This is a genomic window from Microbaculum marinum, from assembly GCF_037855135.1.
In the GTDB taxonomy this organism is placed as follows: Bacteria; Pseudomonadota; Alphaproteobacteria; order Rhizobiales; family Tepidamorphaceae; genus Microbaculum; species Microbaculum marinum.
Genome location: NZ_JAZHOF010000009.1, coordinates 159013 through 177740, shown reverse-complemented (window position 1 = coordinate 177740; position 18728 = coordinate 159013). Strand labels below are relative to the sequence as shown.

At 66.1% G+C, this 18728-nt stretch carries 18 protein-coding genes; 15 read left to right on the top strand and 3 right to left on the bottom strand.

The genetic code is table 11. The features are described from left to right. Positions 1-41 precede the first annotated feature (41 nt). The 3 genes from V3328_RS20900 to V3328_RS20890 are packed head-to-tail and all read left to right on the top strand — an operon-like array spanning position 42 to position 1280. Positions 42-362, top strand: coding sequence for an ArsR/SmtB family transcription factor (locus tag V3328_RS20900; RefSeq protein ID WP_340331653.1), 321 nt, complete (start codon positions 42-44; stop codon positions 360-362). After that, positions 359-823, top strand: a complete 465-nt coding sequence (locus V3328_RS20895; protein WP_340331652.1) for an SRPBCC family protein — start codon at positions 359-361, stop codon at positions 821-823. Before V3328_RS20900 ends, V3328_RS20895 begins: the two co-directional genes overlap by 4 nt. 43 nt (positions 824-866) lie before the next feature. Further along, on the top strand, positions 867-1280 hold the full coding sequence (locus tag V3328_RS20890) for a GFA family protein (protein ID WP_340331651.1): 414 nt from the start codon (positions 867-869) through the stop codon (positions 1278-1280). 16 nt (positions 1281-1296) lie between these two features. Here the strand turns inward: V3328_RS20890 and V3328_RS20885 are convergent, their stop codons facing one another. After that, positions 1297-2217 (bottom strand): response regulator, encoded by a 921-nt coding sequence (locus V3328_RS20885; protein ID WP_340331650.1) that lies wholly within the window; start codon positions 2215-2217, stop codon positions 1297-1299. Next, positions 2207-5590, bottom strand: a complete 3384-nt coding sequence (locus tag V3328_RS20880) for a hybrid sensor histidine kinase/response regulator (RefSeq protein WP_340331649.1) — start codon at positions 5588-5590, stop codon at positions 2207-2209. The genes V3328_RS20885 and V3328_RS20880 overlap by 11 nt, the downstream gene beginning before the upstream one ends. Before the next feature lie 391 nt (positions 5591-5981). On the opposite strand from V3328_RS20880, the gene urtA reads away from it, so the two are divergent. The 8 genes from urtA to V3328_RS20840 all read left to right on the top strand — a co-directional run bounded on the left by urtA (position 5982) and on the right by V3328_RS20840 (position 14004). Beyond that, positions 5982-7280: an urea ABC transporter substrate-binding protein gene (gene urtA, locus V3328_RS20875; protein WP_378759112.1), complete on the top strand. Its 1299-nt coding sequence runs from the start codon at positions 5982-5984 to the stop codon at positions 7278-7280. 142 nt (positions 7281-7422) lie between these two features. After that, positions 7423-9051 carry an urea ABC transporter permease subunit UrtB gene (gene urtB, locus V3328_RS20870; protein WP_340331648.1) on the top strand — a complete coding sequence of 543 codons (1629 nt, stop codon included), beginning with the start codon at positions 7423-7425 and terminating at the stop codon, positions 9049-9051. A 169-nt stretch (positions 9052-9220) separates the two neighbouring features. Continuing rightward, on the top strand, positions 9221-10411 hold the full coding sequence (urtC, locus tag V3328_RS20865) for an urea ABC transporter permease subunit UrtC (protein ID WP_340331724.1): 1191 nt from the start codon (positions 9221-9223) through the stop codon (positions 10409-10411). Between the two features lie 25 nt (positions 10412-10436). Further along, positions 10437-11189 carry an urea ABC transporter ATP-binding protein UrtD gene (gene urtD, locus V3328_RS20860; protein ID WP_340331647.1) on the top strand — a complete coding sequence of 251 codons (753 nt, stop codon included), beginning with the start codon at positions 10437-10439 and terminating at the stop codon, positions 11187-11189. Between the two features lie 197 nt (positions 11190-11386). Beyond that, positions 11387-12085, top strand: a complete 699-nt coding sequence (gene urtE, locus V3328_RS20855) for an urea ABC transporter ATP-binding subunit UrtE (RefSeq protein WP_340331646.1) — start codon at positions 11387-11389, stop codon at positions 12083-12085. 16 nt (positions 12086-12101) lie between these two features. Then, positions 12102-12929 (top strand): urease accessory protein UreD, encoded by an 828-nt coding sequence (locus V3328_RS20850; protein WP_340331645.1) that lies wholly within the window; start codon positions 12102-12104, stop codon positions 12927-12929. A gap of 18 nt (positions 12930-12947) precedes the next feature. Next, entirely contained in the window at positions 12948-13571 is a 624-nt protein-coding gene (locus V3328_RS20845) for an urease subunit beta (protein WP_340331644.1), read from the top strand. A gap of 40 nt (positions 13572-13611) precedes the next feature. Then, positions 13612-14004, top strand: a complete 393-nt coding sequence (locus V3328_RS20840; protein ID WP_340331643.1) for a lysozyme inhibitor LprI family protein — start codon at positions 13612-13614, stop codon at positions 14002-14004. A gap of 55 nt (positions 14005-14059) precedes the next feature. Here V3328_RS20840 and V3328_RS20835 read toward each other — a convergent pair whose 3' ends face one another. After that, positions 14060-14914: a cytochrome C gene (locus V3328_RS20835; RefSeq protein WP_340331642.1), complete on the bottom strand. Its 855-nt coding sequence runs from the start codon at positions 14912-14914 to the stop codon at positions 14060-14062. A 226-nt stretch (positions 14915-15140) separates the two neighbouring features. Between V3328_RS20835 and ureC the strand changes: the two genes are divergently transcribed. Genes ureC through V3328_RS20815 form a run of 4 tightly spaced genes read left to right on the top strand, consistent with a single transcriptional unit; the run spans position 15141 to position 18723 of the window. Further along, positions 15141-16847: an urease subunit alpha gene (ureC, locus tag V3328_RS20830; RefSeq protein WP_340331641.1), complete on the top strand. Its 1707-nt coding sequence runs from the start codon at positions 15141-15143 to the stop codon at positions 16845-16847. Positions 16848-16902: 55 nt separating this feature from the next. Beyond that, a complete protein-coding gene (locus V3328_RS20825; protein ID WP_340331640.1) occupies positions 16903-17535 on the top strand; it encodes a hypothetical protein in 633 nt (210 codons plus the stop codon). Then, entirely contained in the window at positions 17532-18044 is a 513-nt protein-coding gene (locus tag V3328_RS20820; protein ID WP_340331639.1) for an urease accessory protein UreE, read from the top strand. The genes V3328_RS20825 and V3328_RS20820 overlap by 4 nt, the downstream gene beginning before the upstream one ends. Further along, positions 17950-18723 (top strand): urease accessory protein UreF, encoded by a 774-nt coding sequence (locus tag V3328_RS20815; protein WP_340331638.1) that lies wholly within the window; start codon positions 17950-17952, stop codon positions 18721-18723. Before V3328_RS20820 ends, V3328_RS20815 begins: the two co-directional genes overlap by 95 nt. The last annotated feature ends 5 nt before the right edge of the window (positions 18724-18728 follow it).

The window sequence follows — 18728 nt, the reverse complement described above, 5'->3', positions numbered from 1 at the left end:
GTATTTACCTGCATATTAGATCTGCAAATGGAATGACAGCGATGCATGCCGACAAGGTTTTCAAGGCCCTTGCCGATCCGACCCGGAGGAAGCTGCTGGACCGCCTCTGCGAGAAGAACGGGCAAACGCTCGGCCAGCTCTGCGAGAATCTCGAGATGGCCCGGCAGTCGGCCACGCAGCACCTGGGGATACTGGAAGAGGCGAACCTGGTCAGCACGGTCCGGCGCGGCCGGGAGAAGCTGCATTTCATCAATCCCGTGCCGCTCCACGAGGTCTACGAGCGGTGGGTGCGGAAATTCGAACGTCAGCGGCTGAGCCTGCTGCACGACCTCAAGACGGAACTCGAAGGAGATCGGGAATGAGCAAGGAAAAGACCAGCTTCGTCTACGTGACCTATATCCGCTCGACGCCGGAGAAGGTCTACGAGGCGATCACCAGGCCGGAGATCGCCCGACGCTACTGGGGCCACGAGAACGTTTCGGACTGGCGGCAGGGCTCGAAGTGGCAGCATGTCCGCGCCAACGACCAGCGCACCGTCGAACTGGTCGGAGAGGTGGTCGAGGTGTCGCCGCCGGACCGGCTGGTCATCACCTGGGCGAACGCCTCGCAGGCCGAGGACCGGGACGCCTACAGCCGCGTGACGTTCGAGGTCGTCGAATACGAGGACATGGTCCGGCTGACCGTCACCCATGACGAACTCGAAGCCGGCAGCGGAATGGCGAACGGCATCAGCAAGGGCTGGCCGGCCGTCCTCTCCAGCCTGAAATCGTTCCTGGAAACCGGAGACGCGCTCGACGTCTTCGCCAAGCCCAAGGCGGCCTGAGTCCTGGATCCTCAATTGTGACACCCCCAAGGGGAGACCTGCGATGACCGTGACCTATTCCGGCGGCTGCGCCTGCGGCGCCATCCGCTACGAGACGACCAGCGAACCGATCTTCCAGAACCACTGCCAGTGCCGCGACTGCCAGAGACGCAGCGGCACGGGGCACGGGTCGTACCTGACCTTTCCGCAGCGCGCGGAGATGAAAATCACGGGGGAGGCGAAGACCTGGCGGGTCGCGGCCGACAGCGGCAACGACAAGATCCACGCCTTCTGCCCGACCTGCGGGGTGCCGGTCTACCTGACCTTCGCGGCGATGCCGGACTTGATCGCGGTCGCCGCGACGAGTCTCGACGATCCCGCACAGTTCGCGCCGCAGGCAGTCACCTATGCCGTGCGGGGCCACGACTGGGACAGCCTCGATCCGGCGCTGCCGGCGTTCGAACGGATGCCGGCCTGAGGCTTCTGCGAGCCGTCTACAGCCCGTCGACGACCCGGATCGCCAAGACGGCGGCCGAGGCGCGGTTCTCCACCCCGAGCTTGGTGTAGATCTGCTCCAGGTGCTTGTTCACCGTGCGCGGGCTGAGGCCGAGGATCTCGCCGATGTCGCGGTTCGACTTGCCGCGGCCGATCCACAGCAGCACCTCGGCCTCGCGCACCGTCAGCCCGTAGTGGGCGCGCAGCAGCCCGGCGGCATCCGGACCGGCGTCGCCGGTCAGCCGGAACAGGTATTCGTCGTCGCCGGTCCTGCCGAGGAAGGTGAGCAGCAGCTGCGTTCCATCCTCCGCAACGAGGCCCGGCGCCTGCCTGCCGTCGGCGGCGTCGGCGTTGGCGGCCAGCCAGGTGCGGACCGGTTCCGGCAGCACATGCCCGCCGCCCTCCGGGTCGATCGACTGCAGGAGCCGCACGGCCTGCGGCGTGCTCCAGCGAATGTCGCCGGCCCGCGACACGGCAAGGAGATACCTGCCGGCGGTGTCGAGGGCGGTGCGGGCGGCCTGGGCGGCACGGGCATTGGCAAGATGGACGCGGATGCGGGCGAGGATCTCGTCGGGGACGATCGGCTTGGTGACGTAGTCGACGCCGCCGGCCTCGAGCCCCTGGACGATGTGCTCGGTCTCCGTCAGGCCGGTCATGAAGATGACGGGGACGTGGGACACCGAAGCGATCGTCTTGAGGCGGCGGCACACCTCGAAGCCGTCCATTTCCGGCATGACGGCGTCGAGCAGGATGATGTCCGGCGTGATCCGCTGGACGAGAGAGAGGGTCGACTGCCCGTCGATCGCCACCAGCACGGTCGCCCCGGAGCGTTCGAGCGCGTCGGTGAGCAGGCTGAGGGTGTCCGGGGAATCGTCCACCACCAGAACGATGTCGCGCTCCCTCGACGGATCAGTCGTCATGGCCGATCGCCTCGAGGACTGCCATGTAGCGGCGGAAGTCGAAATTGCGGACCAGGCGGCGCATCTCGGCGACGAAGGGACGGTTCGCGTCGACGGACTCCAGCGCCTCGAGCTTGGCCTCGATGCCCCGGACGTAGCCGATCGAGCCCAGCCGGTGCAGTTCGGCGACATGCTCGGCGCCCGGGCTCCTGATTTCGTCGAGCGACGGCGGCGCAGGCTGCGGGACCGGTTCGGTCTCGATCCAGACGATGCCGAGCAGGGCCTGGATCCGGTCGAGCAGCTGCTGGAGGTTGAACGGCTTTGCCATCGTGTCGTCGTGCGGCGCATCCTCGGTCGGGGCGGGCAGGCGGTCGCCGATGTTGGCCGACAGCATCAGGATCCGTGCCCGGGCATGTCCTCCGGCCCGTATCCGGCGCGCGAGCTCCCATCCGTCCAGCCCCGGCATCGAGATGTCGAGGATGAAGAGATCCGGCACGGCGGTCTCCAGCATGGACAGGCAGCCGGCGCCGTCCTCCGCGGTGAGCACGGCGAAGTCGAGCGGGCGCAGGATCTCGCAGACCAGGTCGCGATGGGTCGGATCGTCGTCGACCACCATGACGGTCCGCCTTGGGCCTTCATAGCCGCGCGGCCGGCCGACCTTGCGGACGACGGCCTGCGGCGAGTCGATGGCGGTCAGCATCAGGCGGGCGGAAAAGCTGCTGCCGCGGCCCGGCTCGCTCTCCAGCGTCAGTTCGCCGCCCATCAGCTCGACCAGCATCCTGGTGATCGTCAGGCCGAGACCCAGCCCCGGCGCCTTTCCCGCCCCCGCCGGCCGGCTGATGCGCTGGAACGGCTCGAAGATCGTCTCGCGGTCGCCCTCGGCAATGCCGATGCCGGTGTCGGAGACCGTGAAGGTCGCGATCTGGTTCTTGTAGGCGACCTTCAGCGCGACGTCGCCGCTGTCGGTGAACTTGATCGCGTTCGACAGCAGATTGATCAGGATCTGGCGCAGCCGCTTCTCGTCGGTGCGAACCACCTCCGGCAGGGCCGGGGAGCACTCGAAGCGGAACGTCAACGACCTTGCCTCCGCCTGCAGACGGAACATGTCGACGAGCTGGTCGAGGAAGTCGGCAATCCGCACCTGGTCGCGCTGGATTTGCAGGCGGCCGGCCTCGATCTTGGAAATGTCCAGCAGGCCGTCGATCAGACCCGACAGGTGTTCGGCGCTGCGGCGGATCACCCGCACGCCGTTCTGGCGCTTTGCGGCGGATCCATTCTCGTCGTGCTCGAGCAGCTGGGCATAGCCGAGCACGGCGTTGAGCGGCGTCCTGAGTTCGTGGCTCATGCCGACGACATAGCGGCTCTTGGCCAGGTTGGCGGCCTCGGCCACCTCCTTGGCCTTCTGCAGCGCGGCGTCGGTTCGCTTGTGGGCCTCGATCTCGCGCAGCAGCAGCCTGTTCTGGCGGCCTGACTCCTCCTCGGCGACGCGCCGGCTCTCGTTGGTCAGGACGACGAACCAGGTGGCGATGCCGGCGATGATCAGCAGGATGAAGAAGGCCGCCCACAGCGCCCGGGAGATCACCTCGTCATAGGCCGGGTTAACGGAGGAGAGCTGGTACCAGATCAGCGACAGCACGAGGCCGATGACGCCGACCGACAGCACCATGCCGGACATGTACTGGATGACCCGCGGCGTCGCCCGCACCGCCAGCGGTTCGGGCAGCAGTGTGCGGAGCGCGCCGAGCGCTTGGGCATTGAACCGTGCCTTCGGCTTGCACAGGTCGTGGCAGCGTGCGTCGAGCGAGCAGCACAGCGAGCAGATCGGCGAGCCGTAGGCCGGGCAGAACGCCATGTCCTCCGGCTCGAAGGCGTTCTCGCAGATGCCGCAGCTGATCGCGGCCTCGTCCTTCCAGTGCCGGCGCGGCTTGCGCGCAAGCGCGAAGCGGCCGCGCGTGACGTAGGCGATGGCCGGCGCGGCGACCAGTGCGGTGGCCAGCGCGACGAACGGCGCCAGCGCCTCGGCGGCAGGTCCGAACAGTCCGATCCGTGCGACCAGCGCCGCGACGATGGCGATCGCCATGGCGCCGACCCCGACAGGATTGACGTCGTAGAGATGGGCGCGCTTGAACTCGATGCCCGGCGGGCTCAGGCCGAGCGGCTTGTTGATGCCGAGATCGGCGACGATCGCGCCGAGCCAGGCGACGGCGACGATCGCGAACAGGCCGAGCGTCTGCTCCAGGGCCCGGTAGATGCCGAGCTCCATCAGCAAGAGCGCGATGGCGACGTTGAAGATCAGCCAGACGACGCGGCCGGGATGGCTGTGGGTCAGCCGGGCGAAGAAGTTCGACCACGCCAGCGAGCCGGCATAGGCGTTCATCACGTTGATCTTGAGCTGCGATACCACGACGAGGACGGCCGTCGTCGCCAGCACGAGGTGGGGCGAACCGAATACGTAGCCGAAGGCGACGTTGTACATGTAGGCGGGCTCGGCCGCGTGGCTGAAGGGCACGCCGTGACCGGTGGCCAGGACGGCGAGGAAGGAGCCGAACAGGAGCTTCGGCGCGCCCCAGATGATCCAGCCGGCGCCGCCCGCCAGCAGCGCCCCGCGCCACGCCGGCTCCGGCCTGTCGCGCCGGGCCGGCAGGAACCGCAGGATGTCCACCTGCTCGCCGATCTGCGGCATCAGCGCCAGGATGACCGACGCCGCCGCGCCGAAGCGCAGGATATCGAAGGCCGTGCCGTCGGTTCCCGCTGCGATGCCGCTGGTGCCGCCGAAGCGCATCCAATCGCCGATCGACGGCCAGTCGAGCGTCAGGATGAAGGCAAGCGGCAGGATGTTGAGCACGATCCACAGCGGCTGGGTGGCGATCTGGAAACGGCTGATCCACGTGATGCCGTGGGTGACAAGCGGGATCACGACCACGGTGCTGACGATGTAGCCGATCCACAGCGGTATCCCGAGGCACAGCTCGAGCGCGGAGGACATGATCGAGGCTTCGATCGCGAACAGGATGAAGGTGAAGGTCGCGTAGATCAGCGAGGTGATCGTCGAACCGATGTAGCCGAAGCCGCTGCCGCGCGTGAGCAGGTCGATGTCGACACCGTATCGTGCCGCGTAGCTGGAGATCGGCAGGCCGGTGATCAGCAGCACCACGCAGACGACGCCGATCGCCGCCACCGCGTTGGTGAAGCCGTAGGACAGGGTGATGGCGCCGCCGATCGCCTCCAGCGCCAGGAAGGAGATCGCGCCGATGGCGGTCTGGGCCACCCGTCCCGCCGACCAGCGGCGCGCGCTCTTGGCGGTGAAGCGCAGCGCATAGTCCTCGAGCGTCTGGTTGGCGACCCACTGGTTGTAGCGGCGCCGGACCGGAAGAATGCGCTGCAGCCCCGCCATGTGCCTTGTCCCGGCCTTCCCTTCTGAGCGGCCCGGCCCTCCTGTCGGCCCGGGGCACCGGTCGCGGCCGAACGAGCCGGCGCCGGTCCCGCAATATTATTGGAAGGTCGTTTGCGTGCACGGAATTTAGCTGCTCGTTTTTTGTGCAAAAGCCCTGTGCAATTGCAGCAAAAACAGACGGTTGGTTCCCGAAAACGCTTGTTTTTCACAGAACTACGTCAATCAACGTATATGCTGCGCTGCATCCTGCGGCTGATAGTTCCGGGCATGGGCGATCCTTGCGATCGCGCAGGCACGCTCGGGGGGCCGCTGCCGAAATCCAGATGCCTCCCGATCGCAACAAGAGGCCCGGAAATCCTTCCGCGGCCGCCTTACAGACGGGGAAGTATCCATGCAAGGCAAGACGAAATACTGGCTTGGCGCCCTCGCCGGCGCCGCGATGCTGGCCGGTGGCCTGGCTGCGCCCGCCAGTGCACAGGAAGACACCATCAAGGTCGGCATCCTGCACTCGTTGTCCGGGACCATGGCGATCTCGGAGACGACGCTGAAAGACGTCATGCTGATGCTCATCGACGAGCAGAACAAGAAGGGCGGCCTGCTCGGCAAGCAGCTCGAAGCGGTCGTCGTCGATCCCGCCTCCGACTGGCCGCTGTTCGCCGAGAAGGCCCGCGAACTGATCACCCAGGACAAGGTGGCCGCGGTGTTCGGCTGCTGGACCTCGGTGAGCCGCAAGTCGGTGCTGCCGGTGTTCGAGGAACTGAACGGCCTGCTGTTCTATCCCGTCCAGTACGAGGGCGAGGAGTCGTCGAAGAACGTCTTCTACACCGGCGCGGCGCCGAACCAGCAGGCGATACCGGCCGTCGACTACCTGATGGAGACGGAAGGCGTCGAGCGCTGGGTGCTGGCGGGAACCGACTACGTCTATCCGCGCACCACCAACAAGATCCTCGAGGCGTACCTGAAGTCGAAGGGCGTCGCCGAGGAAGACATCATGATCAACTACACGCCATTCGGCCATTCGGATTGGCAGTCGATCGTGTCGGAGATCAAGACGTTCGGCTCGGGCGGCAAGAAGACGGCCGTCGTGTCGACCATCAATGGCGACGCCAACGTGCCGTTCTACAAGGAACTCGGCAACCAGGGCGTCAAGGCCGAGGACATCCCGGTCGTCGCATTCTCGGTCGGCGAGGAGGAGCTTGCCGGTCTCGACACCGCTCCGCTGGTCGGCCACCTGGCGGCCTGGAACTACTTCATGAGCGCCGACACGGCCGAGAACGAGGACTTCATCGCCGCGTGGCAGGAGTTCATCAAGGACGACAAGCGCGTCACCAACGATCCGATGGAAGCCCACTACATCGGCTTCAACATGTGGGTGAAGGCGGTCGAGAAGGCGGGGACCACCGATCCGGACGCGGTGATCGACGCGATGATCGGCGTCGCCGTGCCGAACCTGACCGGCGGCTACTCCGCGATGATGCCGAACCACCACATCACCAAGCCGGTGCTGATCGGCGAGATCCAGGACGACGGCCAGTTCGAGACCGTCTGGGAAACCTCCGGCCTGGTGCCGGGCGACGCCTGGTCCGACTACCTGGAAGGGTCCAAGGACCTGATTTCCGACTGGCGCTCACCGCTGAGCTGCGGAAACTTCAACACCGCAACCGGCAAGTGCGGCGGCCAGGGATCGTGACCGCCTGAACTGCCAGAGGGGAACCGCCGGCCGGCTCCGGGCTTCGATCCGGGATGGCCGGCCGGCGGACCTTCTCCTCCCCAAGACCCGATCGAATTCGGACCACCAAACCGGACCTCCAGAACCAAGGCCGATGTCGTCCATGTTCACCCGCCTCCTGTCCCGGTTGTCGATCGCCTTGCTGCTGGCCCTCACGACGGCCGCCGGTATCGCCTCGGCCCAGGACCAGGGGAACCTGAAGGAACTGGTGAACGCGCTCGGCGCCGGCAGCTACGACGACACCGAGGTGGCGGTCGGTGCGCTGGGCGCGACGGGGGATCCGGCCGTGGCGCCGATCCTGGAGATCCTCGGCGAGGGCGATCTCTACGTCCGCAAGTCGGACGGCCAGGTGTTCATCGCCGAGCGCGAGGGCAGCGACTACCGGCTGACCGATCCGCTGACCGGTGAAGACGCCGGCATCCAGTCGCGCACCGCCGTCGACAAGATCCGCGTCAACAACAATCTCCGCCGCGTCATCCGCGGCGCGCTCGCCGGCCTCACACTGCGCGCGCCGGACCCGGCGGTCCGGCTGCAGGCGGCGGGGACGATGTTCGACTCTCCCGATCCCGAAATGCTGCCGGTCCTGGACGAGGCGATCGCCGCGGAGACGGACGACGGCGTCAGGGCTGCGATGGGGCAGGCCCGCGCCGCGATCGTCCTGTCGGCGCCGGACGCGGCTCCCGACGACAGGATCGCGGCGATCGGGACGATTTCGACGCGCGCCGACCAGGAAACGCTGGGACTGCTGCGCGCGGTCGCCGCCAACAGTGACGGCGAGGTCGAGGCCGCCGCGGAGAAGGCCATCGGCCATGTCGAGCAGGTGCTCTCGATGTGGGCCGCGATACAGAATGTCTGGTACGGCATCTCGCTCGGCTCGGTGCTGCTGCTGGCGGCGATCGGGCTCGCCATCACCTTCGGCGTGATGGGCGTCATCAACATGGCGCACGGCGAGATGGTGATGATCGGCGCCTACGTGACCTTCGTCGTGCAGGACCTGATCCGCAATCACGTGCCGGGGCTGTTCGACGCCTCGGTGGTGATCGCGCTGCCGCTGGCCTTCCTGGTCGCCGGCGCGATCGGCGTGGCGATCGAGCGGGGCATTATCCGGTTCCTCTACGGCCGGCCGCTGGAGACGCTGCTGGCGACCTGGGGACTGTCGCTGATCCTGCAGCAGGCCGTCCGCACGATCTTCGGTCCGACCAACCGGCAGGTCGGGGCGCCGTCGTGGATGTCCGGAGCCTTTGAGCTCGGCGGCCTGTCGATCACCTGGAACCGCCTCGTCATCGTCCTGTTCGCGCTTGCCGTCTTCGCGCTGCTGGTGATAGCGCTGAAGCGCACGTCGTTCGGGCTGAGGATGCGTGCGGTGACGCAGAACCGGCCGATGGCCGGCTCGATGGGCATCCGCACGCCGTGGGTCGACGCCCTGACCTTCGGCGTCGGCTCCGGCATCGCCGGGATCGCCGGCGTGGCGCTGAGCCAGATCGACAATGTCAGCCCGAACCTCGGCCAGGGCTACATCATCGACTCCTTCATGGTCGTGGTGTTCGGCGGCGTCGGCAACCTGTGGGGGACGCTGGTCGGCGCGATGACGCTCGGCGTCGTCAACAAGTTCCTGGAGCCCTATGCCGGCGCGGTTCTCGCCAAGATCCTGGTGCTGGTCTTCATCATCCTGTTCATCCAGAAGCGCCCGCGCGGCCTGTTCGCGCTGAAGGGCCGGGCGGTGGAGGCGTGAGCGTCGTGTTCCAACCTCTCCATCGTCATCCCGGCCGAAACGTAGTGGAGAGCCGGGATCGGAGAGCCACTGACCTTCCTGTGGCCCTCCGATCCCGGATCGGCACCATGGCCGTCCGGATTGACGAAGGCAAAGCATGTGCGCCCTTCGCCTGCCTGCGGGTGTCGTCATGATCCTACGCGGCCTCGACAGGTACGCGACGACGTTCCTGGTCGTCATCCTCGCCATCGCGGTGATCGTGCCGGCACTCAACCTGATGCTGCCGCCCTCGCACCCGTTCCACGTGCCGACCTATGTCGTGACGCTGCTCGGCAAGTATCTGGCCTTCGCGCTGCTTGCCCTGTCGGTCGACCTGATCTGGGGCTTCGCCGGGATCCTGTCGCTTGGCCACGGGGCGTTCTTCGCGCTCGGCGGCTATGCGATGGGCATGTACCTGATGCGCCAGATCGGCAGCCGGGGCGTCTACGGCAATCCGGACCTGCCCGACTTCATGGTGTTCCTGAACTGGCAGGAACTGCCGTGGTACTGGTACGGTTTCGACAATTTCTGGTTCGCCATGCTGATGGTGGCGCTGGTTCCCGGCGTGCTGGCCTTCGTGTTCGGCTGGTTCGCCTTCCGCTCGCGCGTGACCGGCGTCTACCTATCGATCATCACCCAGGCGATGACCTACGCCCTGCTGCTGGCGTTCTTCCGCAACGACATGGGCTTCGGCGGCAACAACGGGCTGACCGACTTCAAGGACATCCTCGGTTTCAACATCCAGTCCAGCGAGACGCGGGCCGGCCTGTTCGCCGCCACGGCGCTGGCGCTGGCGCTGGGATTCGTGATCTGCCGGGCGGTCGTCGCCTCGAAGCTCGGCAAGGTGCTGGTCGGGGTGCGCGATGCGGAAAGCCGGACCCGGTTCCTCGGCTACCGGGTCGAGCACTACAAGCTGTTCGTCTGGACGCTGTCGGCGATCCTCGCAGGCGTGGCCGGCGCGCTCTACGTGCCGCAGGTCGGCATCATCAATCCGAGCGAGTTCGCGCCGGCCAACTCCATCGAGATCGTCATCTGGGTCGCCGTCGGCGGGCGTGGCACGCTGGTCGGGCCGGTGATCGGCGCGGTGCTGGTCAACTACGCCAAGACCTATTTCACGGGGGCGCTGCCGGACTTCTGGCTGTATGCGCTGGGCGGCCTGTTCGTCGCCGTCACACTATTCCTGCCCAAGGGCATCGTCGGCACCATCGCCCATTTCGCCAAGGGTCGCCGCGCCGCCGGCCCGGGCGCCGCCGACAGGCGCGAGGCATCGGAGCAGGCGGAGGCGGGCGTCGAGCCGGGCGGGCTCTCGGCCTCGTCGCGCAGTCCGCAGGCGGCAGAATGATCCAGACCACGCCGGATCAAGGCCGATGAACGAAGCCGTCACCAGTTCGCTGCTCTATCTCGACGGCGTCTCCGTCTCCTTCGACGGATTCAAGGCGCTGAATTCCCTGTCGCTCGTCATCGCGCCGGGCGAGATGCGCGCCATCATCGGACCGAACGGCGCCGGCAAGACGACCATGATGGACGTGGTGACCGGCAAGACGCGGCCGGACGAGGGCACCGTGCTGTTCCGCGGCCAGGACGATCTGACCCGCCTCGACGAGACCGACATCGCCGAACTGGGCATCGGGCGGAAGTTCCAGCGGCCGACGGTGTTCGAGAGCCATACGGTATGGGACAATCTCGAACTCGCCCTGAAGGCGCCGCGCGGCCCGTTCGCGACACTGCTGCACCGCACCTCGGGCGAGGAACGCGAGCGCATCGACGACCTGCTGCGGACGATCCGGCTGTCGGAGAAGCGCGAGGAACTGGCCGCCAATCTCAGTCACGGCCAGAAGCAGTGGCTGGAGATCGGCATGCTGCTGGCCCAGGCGCCGAAACTGCTGCTGGTCGACGAGCCCGCCGCCGGCATGACGGATTCGGAGACCGAGCAGACGGCGATCCTGCTCAAGGAGATCGCCAGGACCCAGTCGGTGGTCGTGGTCGAGCACGACATGGATTTCGTCCGCGATCTCGGCGTGAAGGTGACCGTCCTGCACGAGGGTTCGGTGCTGGCCGAGGGTTCGCTCGACCACGTCTCGGCCGACCCGCGCGTGGTCGAAGTCTATCTGGGGCGGTAAGGGATGACTCCGGGCAAGATGCGAGGTTCGGGCCTCGATCCTTCGAGACGCAGCTCCGCTGCTCCTCAGGATGAGGCGCGAGGGGGTGGCCGGACATCGAACCGGCACGTTCCGAAGTTGCGCCTCATGGTGAGGAAGCCGCCTCAGCGGCTGTCTCGAACCATGCAGGCCCCGGAGTGCACGACGGAGCAGGTTCCATGCTGAGCGTACAGGACGTCGACCTGCACTACGGCGCAGCCCAGGCGCTGTGGGACGTTTCGCTGTCGGCCGAAACGGGCAAGGTGACCTGCCTGATGGGGCGCAACGGCGTCGGCAAGACCTCGCTGCTCAAGGCGATCGTCGGGCAGCATCACGTCAGCGGCGGAAAGATCGTCTGGGAAGACGCCGATCTCGGAAATCTCAAACCCTACGAGCGGGCCAAGCGCGGCATCGCCTACGTGCCGCAGGGCCGCGAGATCTTTCCGCTGCTGAGCGTGCGCGAAAACCTGGAAACCGGGTTCGCGGCGCTCGGACGCGGCGTGAAGAAGGCGGTGCCGGACGAGGTGTTCGAGCTGTTCCCGGTGCTGAAATCGATGCAGGGCCGGCGCGGCGGCGACCTGTCGGGCGGCCAGCAGCAGCAGCTCGCCATCGGGCGCGCGCTGGTGACCCGGCCGCGCCTGCTGGTGCTTGACGAACCGACCGAGGGGATCCAGCCTTCGATCATCAAGGACATCGGTCGCGCGATCGCCTATCTTCGCGACCGGGGCGACATGGCGATCCTGCTGGTCGAACAGTATTTCGACTTCGCGCGCGAACTCGCCGACCGCTTTGCGGTGATGGACCGCGGGGAAATCGTGCTGGCGGGCACGCGGGAGGAACTGGTCGACGAGGATGTACGCCGCCGTCTCACAGTATGATCGCCCGATCGCGCCGTTGGCCTCCGTCGACGCGACGCCCCCGGCGCTCGAGCGGGCGGAAGGCGCGGTGCGGATCGGCATCGCCGGCGCCGGCGGGCGAAGCCATCTGCAGGAAGCATACCAGCGCGGCTCGCTGAAGGTGCGGTTCCCGCGACAGTTCGATACCGACGTTCCCGAGGCGGTGCTGATCAACACGGCCGGCGGGATCACCGGCGGCGACCGGTTCAGGGTCGACGTTAAGGTGTCCGACGGCGCTTCGCTGACCATCACGTCGCAGGCCGCGGAGAAGATCTACCGATCGGCAGCAGGCGAGGGACGCATCGAGGTCGGACTGGCGGTCGGCACCGGCGCACATCTGCTGTGGCTTCCGCAGGAAACCATTCTGTTCGATCGCGGCCGACTGGAGCGCGGCCTCGACGTCGACCTGGCCGAGGACTCGCATCTGTTGCTGTGTGAAATGGCGATCCTCGGCCGTGCCGCCCATGGCGAAACCGTGCGCGACGGGTATCTTGCAGACCGGTGGCGCATCCGGCGGGGCGGAAGGCTTGTCTACGCCGACAACCTGAAAATCGGCGGTGCCGAACTTGCTTCGGCCGCGGGACCCGCGACGCTGGGAGGCGGCCGGGCCTTCGCCAACCTGCTCATGGTCGGCCCCGATGCCGAGGACGCCGTCGAGGCGGCCCGACAGGGGCTGAAGGACGCGCCTGCGTCAGCGGGGGCGAGCGCCTGGAACGGCATGCTGGCAGTGCGCATGGTGGCCGCAGACGGCAATGCGCTGAAGCCCGCGATCATCCGCCTGTGTCGGGCTATCGGCGTGCGCGTGCCGCGCGCCTGGTCGATCTGAAGGAAGAGGAGAGGCCGCGTGAAGCTCACGCCGAGAGAAAAGGACAAGCTGCTCGTCTCGGTCGCCGCGATGGTGGCGCGCAGCCGGCTTCAGCGGGGCGTCAAGCTCAACTATCCGGAGGCGATCGCGCTGATCAGCGACTTTGTCGTCGAGGGCGCGCGGGACGGCCGGTCGGTCGCCGACCTGATGGAGGCCGGCGCGCACGTCGTGTCGGCCGATCAGGTCATGCCCGGGGTCGCCGACATGATCCATGAGGTGCAGGTCGAGGCGACCTTTCCCGACGGCACCAAGCTCGTCACCGTGCACGCGCCGATCCGTGGAGCCGCCGAGGCCGGGGTATCCCCGGGAGAACTCGCCGCGCTGCCGGGAGATATCGAGATCAACGCAGGCCGCGAGACGGTGAGCCTGACCGTCGCCAACACCGGCGACCGGCCGGTGCAGGTGGGCAGCCACTACCATTTCTACGAGACCAACGAGGCACTCGATTTCGACCGCGAGGCGGCGCGCGGCTTCCGGCTCGACATTCCCGCCGGAACGGCGGTGCGTTTCGAGCCCGGCCAGAGCCGGGAGGTGACGCTGGTCAGGCTCGCCGGCGACGGCAGGGTGTACGGATTCAACCAGAAAATCATGGGGTCGCTGTAGCGGCCCGGACCCGGGAAGGAGCGTTCAAGTGAGAGTTACGATGACGGTATTTGCCCTGCTGCTCGCCCCAGGCGTCGCGCTGGCCGACGAGAAGCCGGACTGCGCCAACCCGCAGACGCAGCTGGATATGACCATCTGTTCCAACGAGGACTACAAGGCGGCGGATTCTGAGCTCAACGCGGCCTACAAGAAGGCGATGGCGTCGATGAAGGAGACCGACTCCTACCTGCCGGAGGGCGAGAAGGGCGCGGCCAAGGCGCTGCTCGCTGCCCAGCGCGCCTGGATCGAATATCGCGACAGGGCCTGCGAGTCCGAAACCTTTCTCGTCAAGGGCGGCTCGATGGAGCCGATGATCTATGCCGAGTGCATGACCCGGATCACCCGGGAACGGACCGCGGCCCTGGAGGATCTCGCCCAGGGCATGGGCAACTGACGGGACGCAGATGAGGCACGCCCCGCCAATTCGTTTCCGTGGTGCAGAGCGCGCCCTATTGCGGGTCGGGCTTCGGGGGCAGGGTCCGCAGGTACTTGACGATCGCCTGGACGTCCCCGGGCTTCATGTTGGCGTAGTAGCCGTAGCCCATCGGCGGATACATCGGCGTGCCGTCAGGCCGGGTGCCGGTCGTAATCATCGCGACCATCTCCTCGTCCGTGTACTCGGCGATGCCGTCCTCGTGCGGCGTCAGGTTGGAACTGACCGAGGTGCCCCACGGGCCGTGGAACTGGAAGCCGCCGGCGCCGAGCTGGTTCTCGAAGTCGGGATGGCCCTTGTCCCCCATCGGCGTGTGGCATTCCAGGCAGTGGGCGATGGGCCCGGCCAGGTAGCCGCCGTACTCGACCGTCACGCCCTCCGCGACATCCGGCACGTTGCCGACCGGCGGCCCGTAGCTCGGCGGCAGCGGGATGCGGTAGGTCGATTCCGGCACTTCGTTGCGGACCGGCGGGATCGACCGCAGGTAGGCGACAAGGGCCTTGGCGTCGGTGTCGGAAATGCCGCGATACAGGCCGATCGGCATCGGCGGGCCGATGATCGATCCGTCGGGACGCTTGCCCTCGCGGATAGCGGTGATGATCTGCTCGTCCGTCCAACTCCCGATACCGGTCTCTTCGTCCGGCGTGATGTTTCCGGCGTAGGCGGTGAACGCGGGATTGTCTTCGATGAGCCGGCCGGCGAGTTCCTGACCCTGGATCGGCCGACCGTCGGGGGTGATCGGCGTGTGACAGTTGCCGCATGCGGCAGGGCCGTTGGCGAGATAGGTGCCGCGTTCGAGCAGGGTTTCCGCCGAGGCGGGGCCTGCAAGGCAGGCGACCGCGCCCGCGAGCAGAATGTGAAGCGATTTCAAGTTGACTCCTCCTCCAGTGCACGGGCCGGGTGCTTTGTCGAAGACAATCGAGACGACGCGGCCCGCATGGTTCCCGGCCGCCCGCCACGGGGCGAGGGCCGCAAACGGCCAAGACGGATAGTCGTCGATTGCTTCAGGATCATTTCAGCCCGCGCCGACCTTACGGAATTTTCGCAAGCAGAAAAACGGCCGGTTTCCCGCCTACGGAAAGAAGGAGCGCCTCTCGATGGCTAGGATGTCGCGGGCGTCGTACGCCCACATGTTCGGTCCGACCGTCGGCGACAGGCTGCGGCTCGCGGACACCGACCTGTGGATCGAGGTCGAGAAGGATTTCACCACGTATGGCGAAGAGGTGAAGTTCGGCGGCGGCAAGGTGATTCGCGACGGCATGGGCCAGTCCCAGACCACCCGCGAAGCCGGTGCCGTCGACACGGTCCTGACCAACGCGCTGGTCGTCGACCACACCGGAATCTACAAGGCCGATATCGGCCTGAAGGACGGACGCATCGCCGCAATCGGCAAGGCCGGCAATCCTGATATCCAGCCGAATGTCGACATCGTCGTCGGCCCGTCCACGGAGGCGATCGCGGCGGAGGGCAAGATCGTCACCGCCGGTGGATTCGATGCCCACATCCACTTCATCTGTCCGCAACTCGTCGAAGAGGCGCTCTATTCCGGCGTGACGACGCTGCTGGGCGGCGGCACCGGCCCGGCGCACGGCACGCTTGCGACCACCTGCACCCCCGGCGCCTGGCACATCGGCCGGATGATCGAGGCCTTCGACGGGTTGCCGATGAACATCGGCCTGTCCGGCAAGGGCAACGCCTCGCTGCCAGGCGGGCTGGTCGAGCAGATTGTCGGCGGGGCCTGCGCGCTGAAGCTGCACGAGGACTGGGGGACGACACCCGGGGCCATCGACTGCTGCCTCGGTGTCGCCGAGGACCATGACGTCCAGGTGATGATCCACACGGATACGCTAAACGAGTCGGGCTTCGTCGAGAACACCATCAGGGCCTTCAAGGGTCGCACGATCCACGCCTTCCACACCGAAGGCGCCGGCGGTGGCCACGCGCCGGACATCATCAAGGTGTGCGGGCTTCCCAACGTGCTGCCCTCGTCGACCAATCCGAGCCTGCCCTACACCGTCAACACGATCGACGAGCACCTCGACATGCTGATGGTCTGCCACCACCTCGACCCCGACATCGCCGAGGACGTGGCGTTCGCCGAGAGCCGCATCCGCAAGGAGACGATGGCGGCCGAAGACGTGCTGCACGACATGGGGGCGCTGTCGATCGTCGCCTCCGACAGCCAGGCGATGGGCCGGATCGGCGAAGTGCTGATCCGCACCTGGCAGACCGCCCACCGGATGAAGGTGCAGCGCGGCCGGCTGTCCGAGGAAACCGGCGACAACGACAATTTCCGCGTGAAGCGCTACGTCGCCAAGTACACGATCAATCCGGCGATCGCCCACGGCATGTCGCGGGACATCGGCTCCGTCGAAGTCGGCAAGCGCGCCGACCTGGTGATGTGGTCGCCCGCCTTCTTCGGTGCCAAGCCCGACCTGGTGCTGCTCGGCGGATCGATCATCGCCGCGCCCATGGGAGATCCGAACGCCTCCATCCCGACGCCGGAACCGGTGCACTACCGGCCGATGTTCGCGGCATACGGAAAGGCTCTCACGACGAGTTCCGTCACCTTCGTCTCGCAGGCCGCGATCGACAGCGGCCTGAAGAACAGGCTCGGCGTCGCCAAGGAGCTGCTGGCGGTCAGCAATACCCGCAACATCACCAAGGCGAGCATGATCCACAATTCGCTGACGCCGCGGATGGAGGTGGATCCGGAGACCTACGAGGTGCGCGCCGATGGCGAGATCCTGACCAGCAAGCCGGCCGACCGGCTGCCGATGGCCCAGCTCTACTTCATGTACTGAGACTGCTGCATTTATGCTGGATTTAGTATTATGAAAAATAAAAGCGGAATATAAAATGTCCGATAGCGTCACAAAAGAAGATGCAGACCATGCTTTCGATGGTGGATTTATACGTTTTTATGGGTTTTATTGGGATAGGAAGTATGTTAATTGGGAGCGTAAACAAATGCTTGCGATTCCCGTGGGTCGAACAGGGCAAGGAAAAACTGCAAATAATATTAAAAATACTTGGAATTGTATGAATTTTTGGGCTCAGAGGGGAGTATATATTCTTTACGACGAAAATTTATACCCTGTATATGCGGGGCAATCTGGGGTGGAAAGGAAGAATACTGTAGAAAGAGGAAGTATTGGTGATCGAATAAATGCACATTCTACAGGTAAATATCGTAATGGGTGGCAATTCTTTTCCTGGTTTGGATTTATGGATTGTAGAATGCCAAATATGAGAAAAGCAAATCCGGAGGAAAGATTGTTCCCAAATTGGGAAGAGGTCAAATTGTCAAATGTAAACCTCAACGAATTACTTTCTTCATTTGAAGCTATCGTTATCGAGGGATTTATTCCTAGATTTAACGCGAGGGGCGGTGATCTTAAGAAAGCTGTTAGGTGCGAACAGCATGAAGGGCAGGGATACATTCAATTGGGAGGCATGCAATCCAATACAGAAGACGTCAGTCAGAGATGATGCGCGCCCACACCGTTCGGCCGAAGGGCCGGTTCCAGCAGGCCGTCGACATGGTGGTCCTCGACCACGACAGCCGCTTCCGCCGGCGCATCGCGCTGACCGGCGAGAAGGGCACGGCGTTCCTGCTCGATCTGCCGGAAGCGGTTGCGCTCGGCGACGGCGACGGGCTGGAACTCGAGGACGGACGGGTCGTGCTGGTCAGGGCCGCGGACGAGGACCTGATCGAAGTGACCGCGAGCGACGCCCGCCACCTCATGCGGCTTGCGTGGCATATCGGAAACCGGCACCTGCCGGCGGCAATCGAAGCAAACCGGATCCTGATCCGGCCGGACCACGTCATAGCGGAAATGCTGGAGGGTCTCGGCGGCACCGTGCGCCCGATTCGTGCCCCCTTCGTGCCGGAAGGCGGCGCATATGCGACCTCGCACCGCCACGAACATGCCGATCACCACCACGGCCATGGCGATCATCATCATGGCGGACATCACGACGGGGACGGAGATGGCTGATGCCGGCTCCGATCAGGGCGTGCTCTACCGGCTGTTGGCCTGGCTGTCGCCGTCCTACCCGGTCGGCGCCTATTCGCACAGTCACGGGCTGGAATGGGCGGTCGAGGCCGGCGAGGTGAGGGAGGCGGCGGGGCTGGGAGACTGGGTCGCGCAGATCGTGCGGTACGGTTCGGGCCGACAGGACGCGATCCTGCTGGCGGAAACCTGGCGAGCGGCAGTGGCAGGCGACGACGGGCGGCTTGCCGCCGTCGCGGAGCTCGCCGCGGCGCTTGCCCCCTCGAGAGAGCGCCAGGTCGAGACTGTGGCGCAGGGCCGCGCCTTCGTGCTGGCGACGGATGCGGCATGGCCGACGGGGAAAGACGGGTTCCCGGAGGTCGCCGAGATGACCTATCCGGTCGCCGTCGCACTCGCCGCGGCCCGCCACGACGTGCCGCTCGGGCCGGTGCTTACCGGATACCTGCACGCCTTCGCCGCCAATCTCGTGTCGGCGGGAGTGCGGCTGATCCCGCTCGGCCAGACCGATGGCCAGCGGGTGATCGCGCGGCTCGAGGCGGACGTCGCGGATGTGGCGCGGGAGGCGCTGGTTGCCGGGCCCGACGATCTCGGCGGCTGCGTGCTGCTCGCCGACATCGCCTCCATGCGCCACGAGACCCAGTACACGAGGCTTTTCAGGACATGAGCCGC

Coding starts and splice junctions, on each gene's coding strand:
- V3328_RS20900 (WP_340331653.1), top strand. CDS start 42: ATGCATGCCGACAAGGTTTTCAAGGCCCTTGCCGATCCGACCCGGAGG.
- V3328_RS20895 (WP_340331652.1), top strand. CDS start 359: ATGAGCAAGGAAAAGACCAGCTTCGTCTACGTGACCTATATCCGCTCG.
- V3328_RS20890 (WP_340331651.1), top strand. CDS start 867: ATGACCGTGACCTATTCCGGCGGCTGCGCCTGCGGCGCCATCCGCTAC.
- V3328_RS20885 (WP_340331650.1), bottom strand. CDS start 2,217: ATGACGACTGATCCGTCGAGGGAGCGCGACATCGTTCTGGTGGTGGAC.
- V3328_RS20880 (WP_340331649.1), bottom strand. CDS start 5,590: ATGGCGGGGCTGCAGCGCATTCTTCCGGTCCGGCGCCGCTACAACCAG.
- urtA (WP_378759112.1), top strand. CDS start 5,982: ATGCAAGGCAAGACGAAATACTGGCTTGGCGCCCTCGCCGGCGCCGCG.
- urtB (WP_340331648.1), top strand. CDS start 7,423: ATGTTCACCCGCCTCCTGTCCCGGTTGTCGATCGCCTTGCTGCTGGCC.
- urtC (WP_340331724.1), top strand. CDS start 9,221: ATGATCCTACGCGGCCTCGACAGGTACGCGACGACGTTCCTGGTCGTC.
- urtD (WP_340331647.1), top strand. CDS start 10,437: ATGAACGAAGCCGTCACCAGTTCGCTGCTCTATCTCGACGGCGTCTCC.
- urtE (WP_340331646.1), top strand. CDS start 11,387: ATGCTGAGCGTACAGGACGTCGACCTGCACTACGGCGCAGCCCAGGCG.
- V3328_RS20840 (WP_340331643.1), top strand. CDS start 13,612: ATGACGGTATTTGCCCTGCTGCTCGCCCCAGGCGTCGCGCTGGCCGAC.
- ureC (WP_340331641.1), top strand. CDS start 15,141: ATGGCTAGGATGTCGCGGGCGTCGTACGCCCACATGTTCGGTCCGACC.
- V3328_RS20825 (WP_340331640.1), top strand. CDS start 16,903: ATGTCCGATAGCGTCACAAAAGAAGATGCAGACCATGCTTTCGATGGT.
- V3328_RS20820 (WP_340331639.1), top strand. CDS start 17,532: ATGATGCGCGCCCACACCGTTCGGCCGAAGGGCCGGTTCCAGCAGGCC.
- V3328_RS20815 (WP_340331638.1), top strand. CDS start 17,950: ATGCGACCTCGCACCGCCACGAACATGCCGATCACCACCACGGCCATG.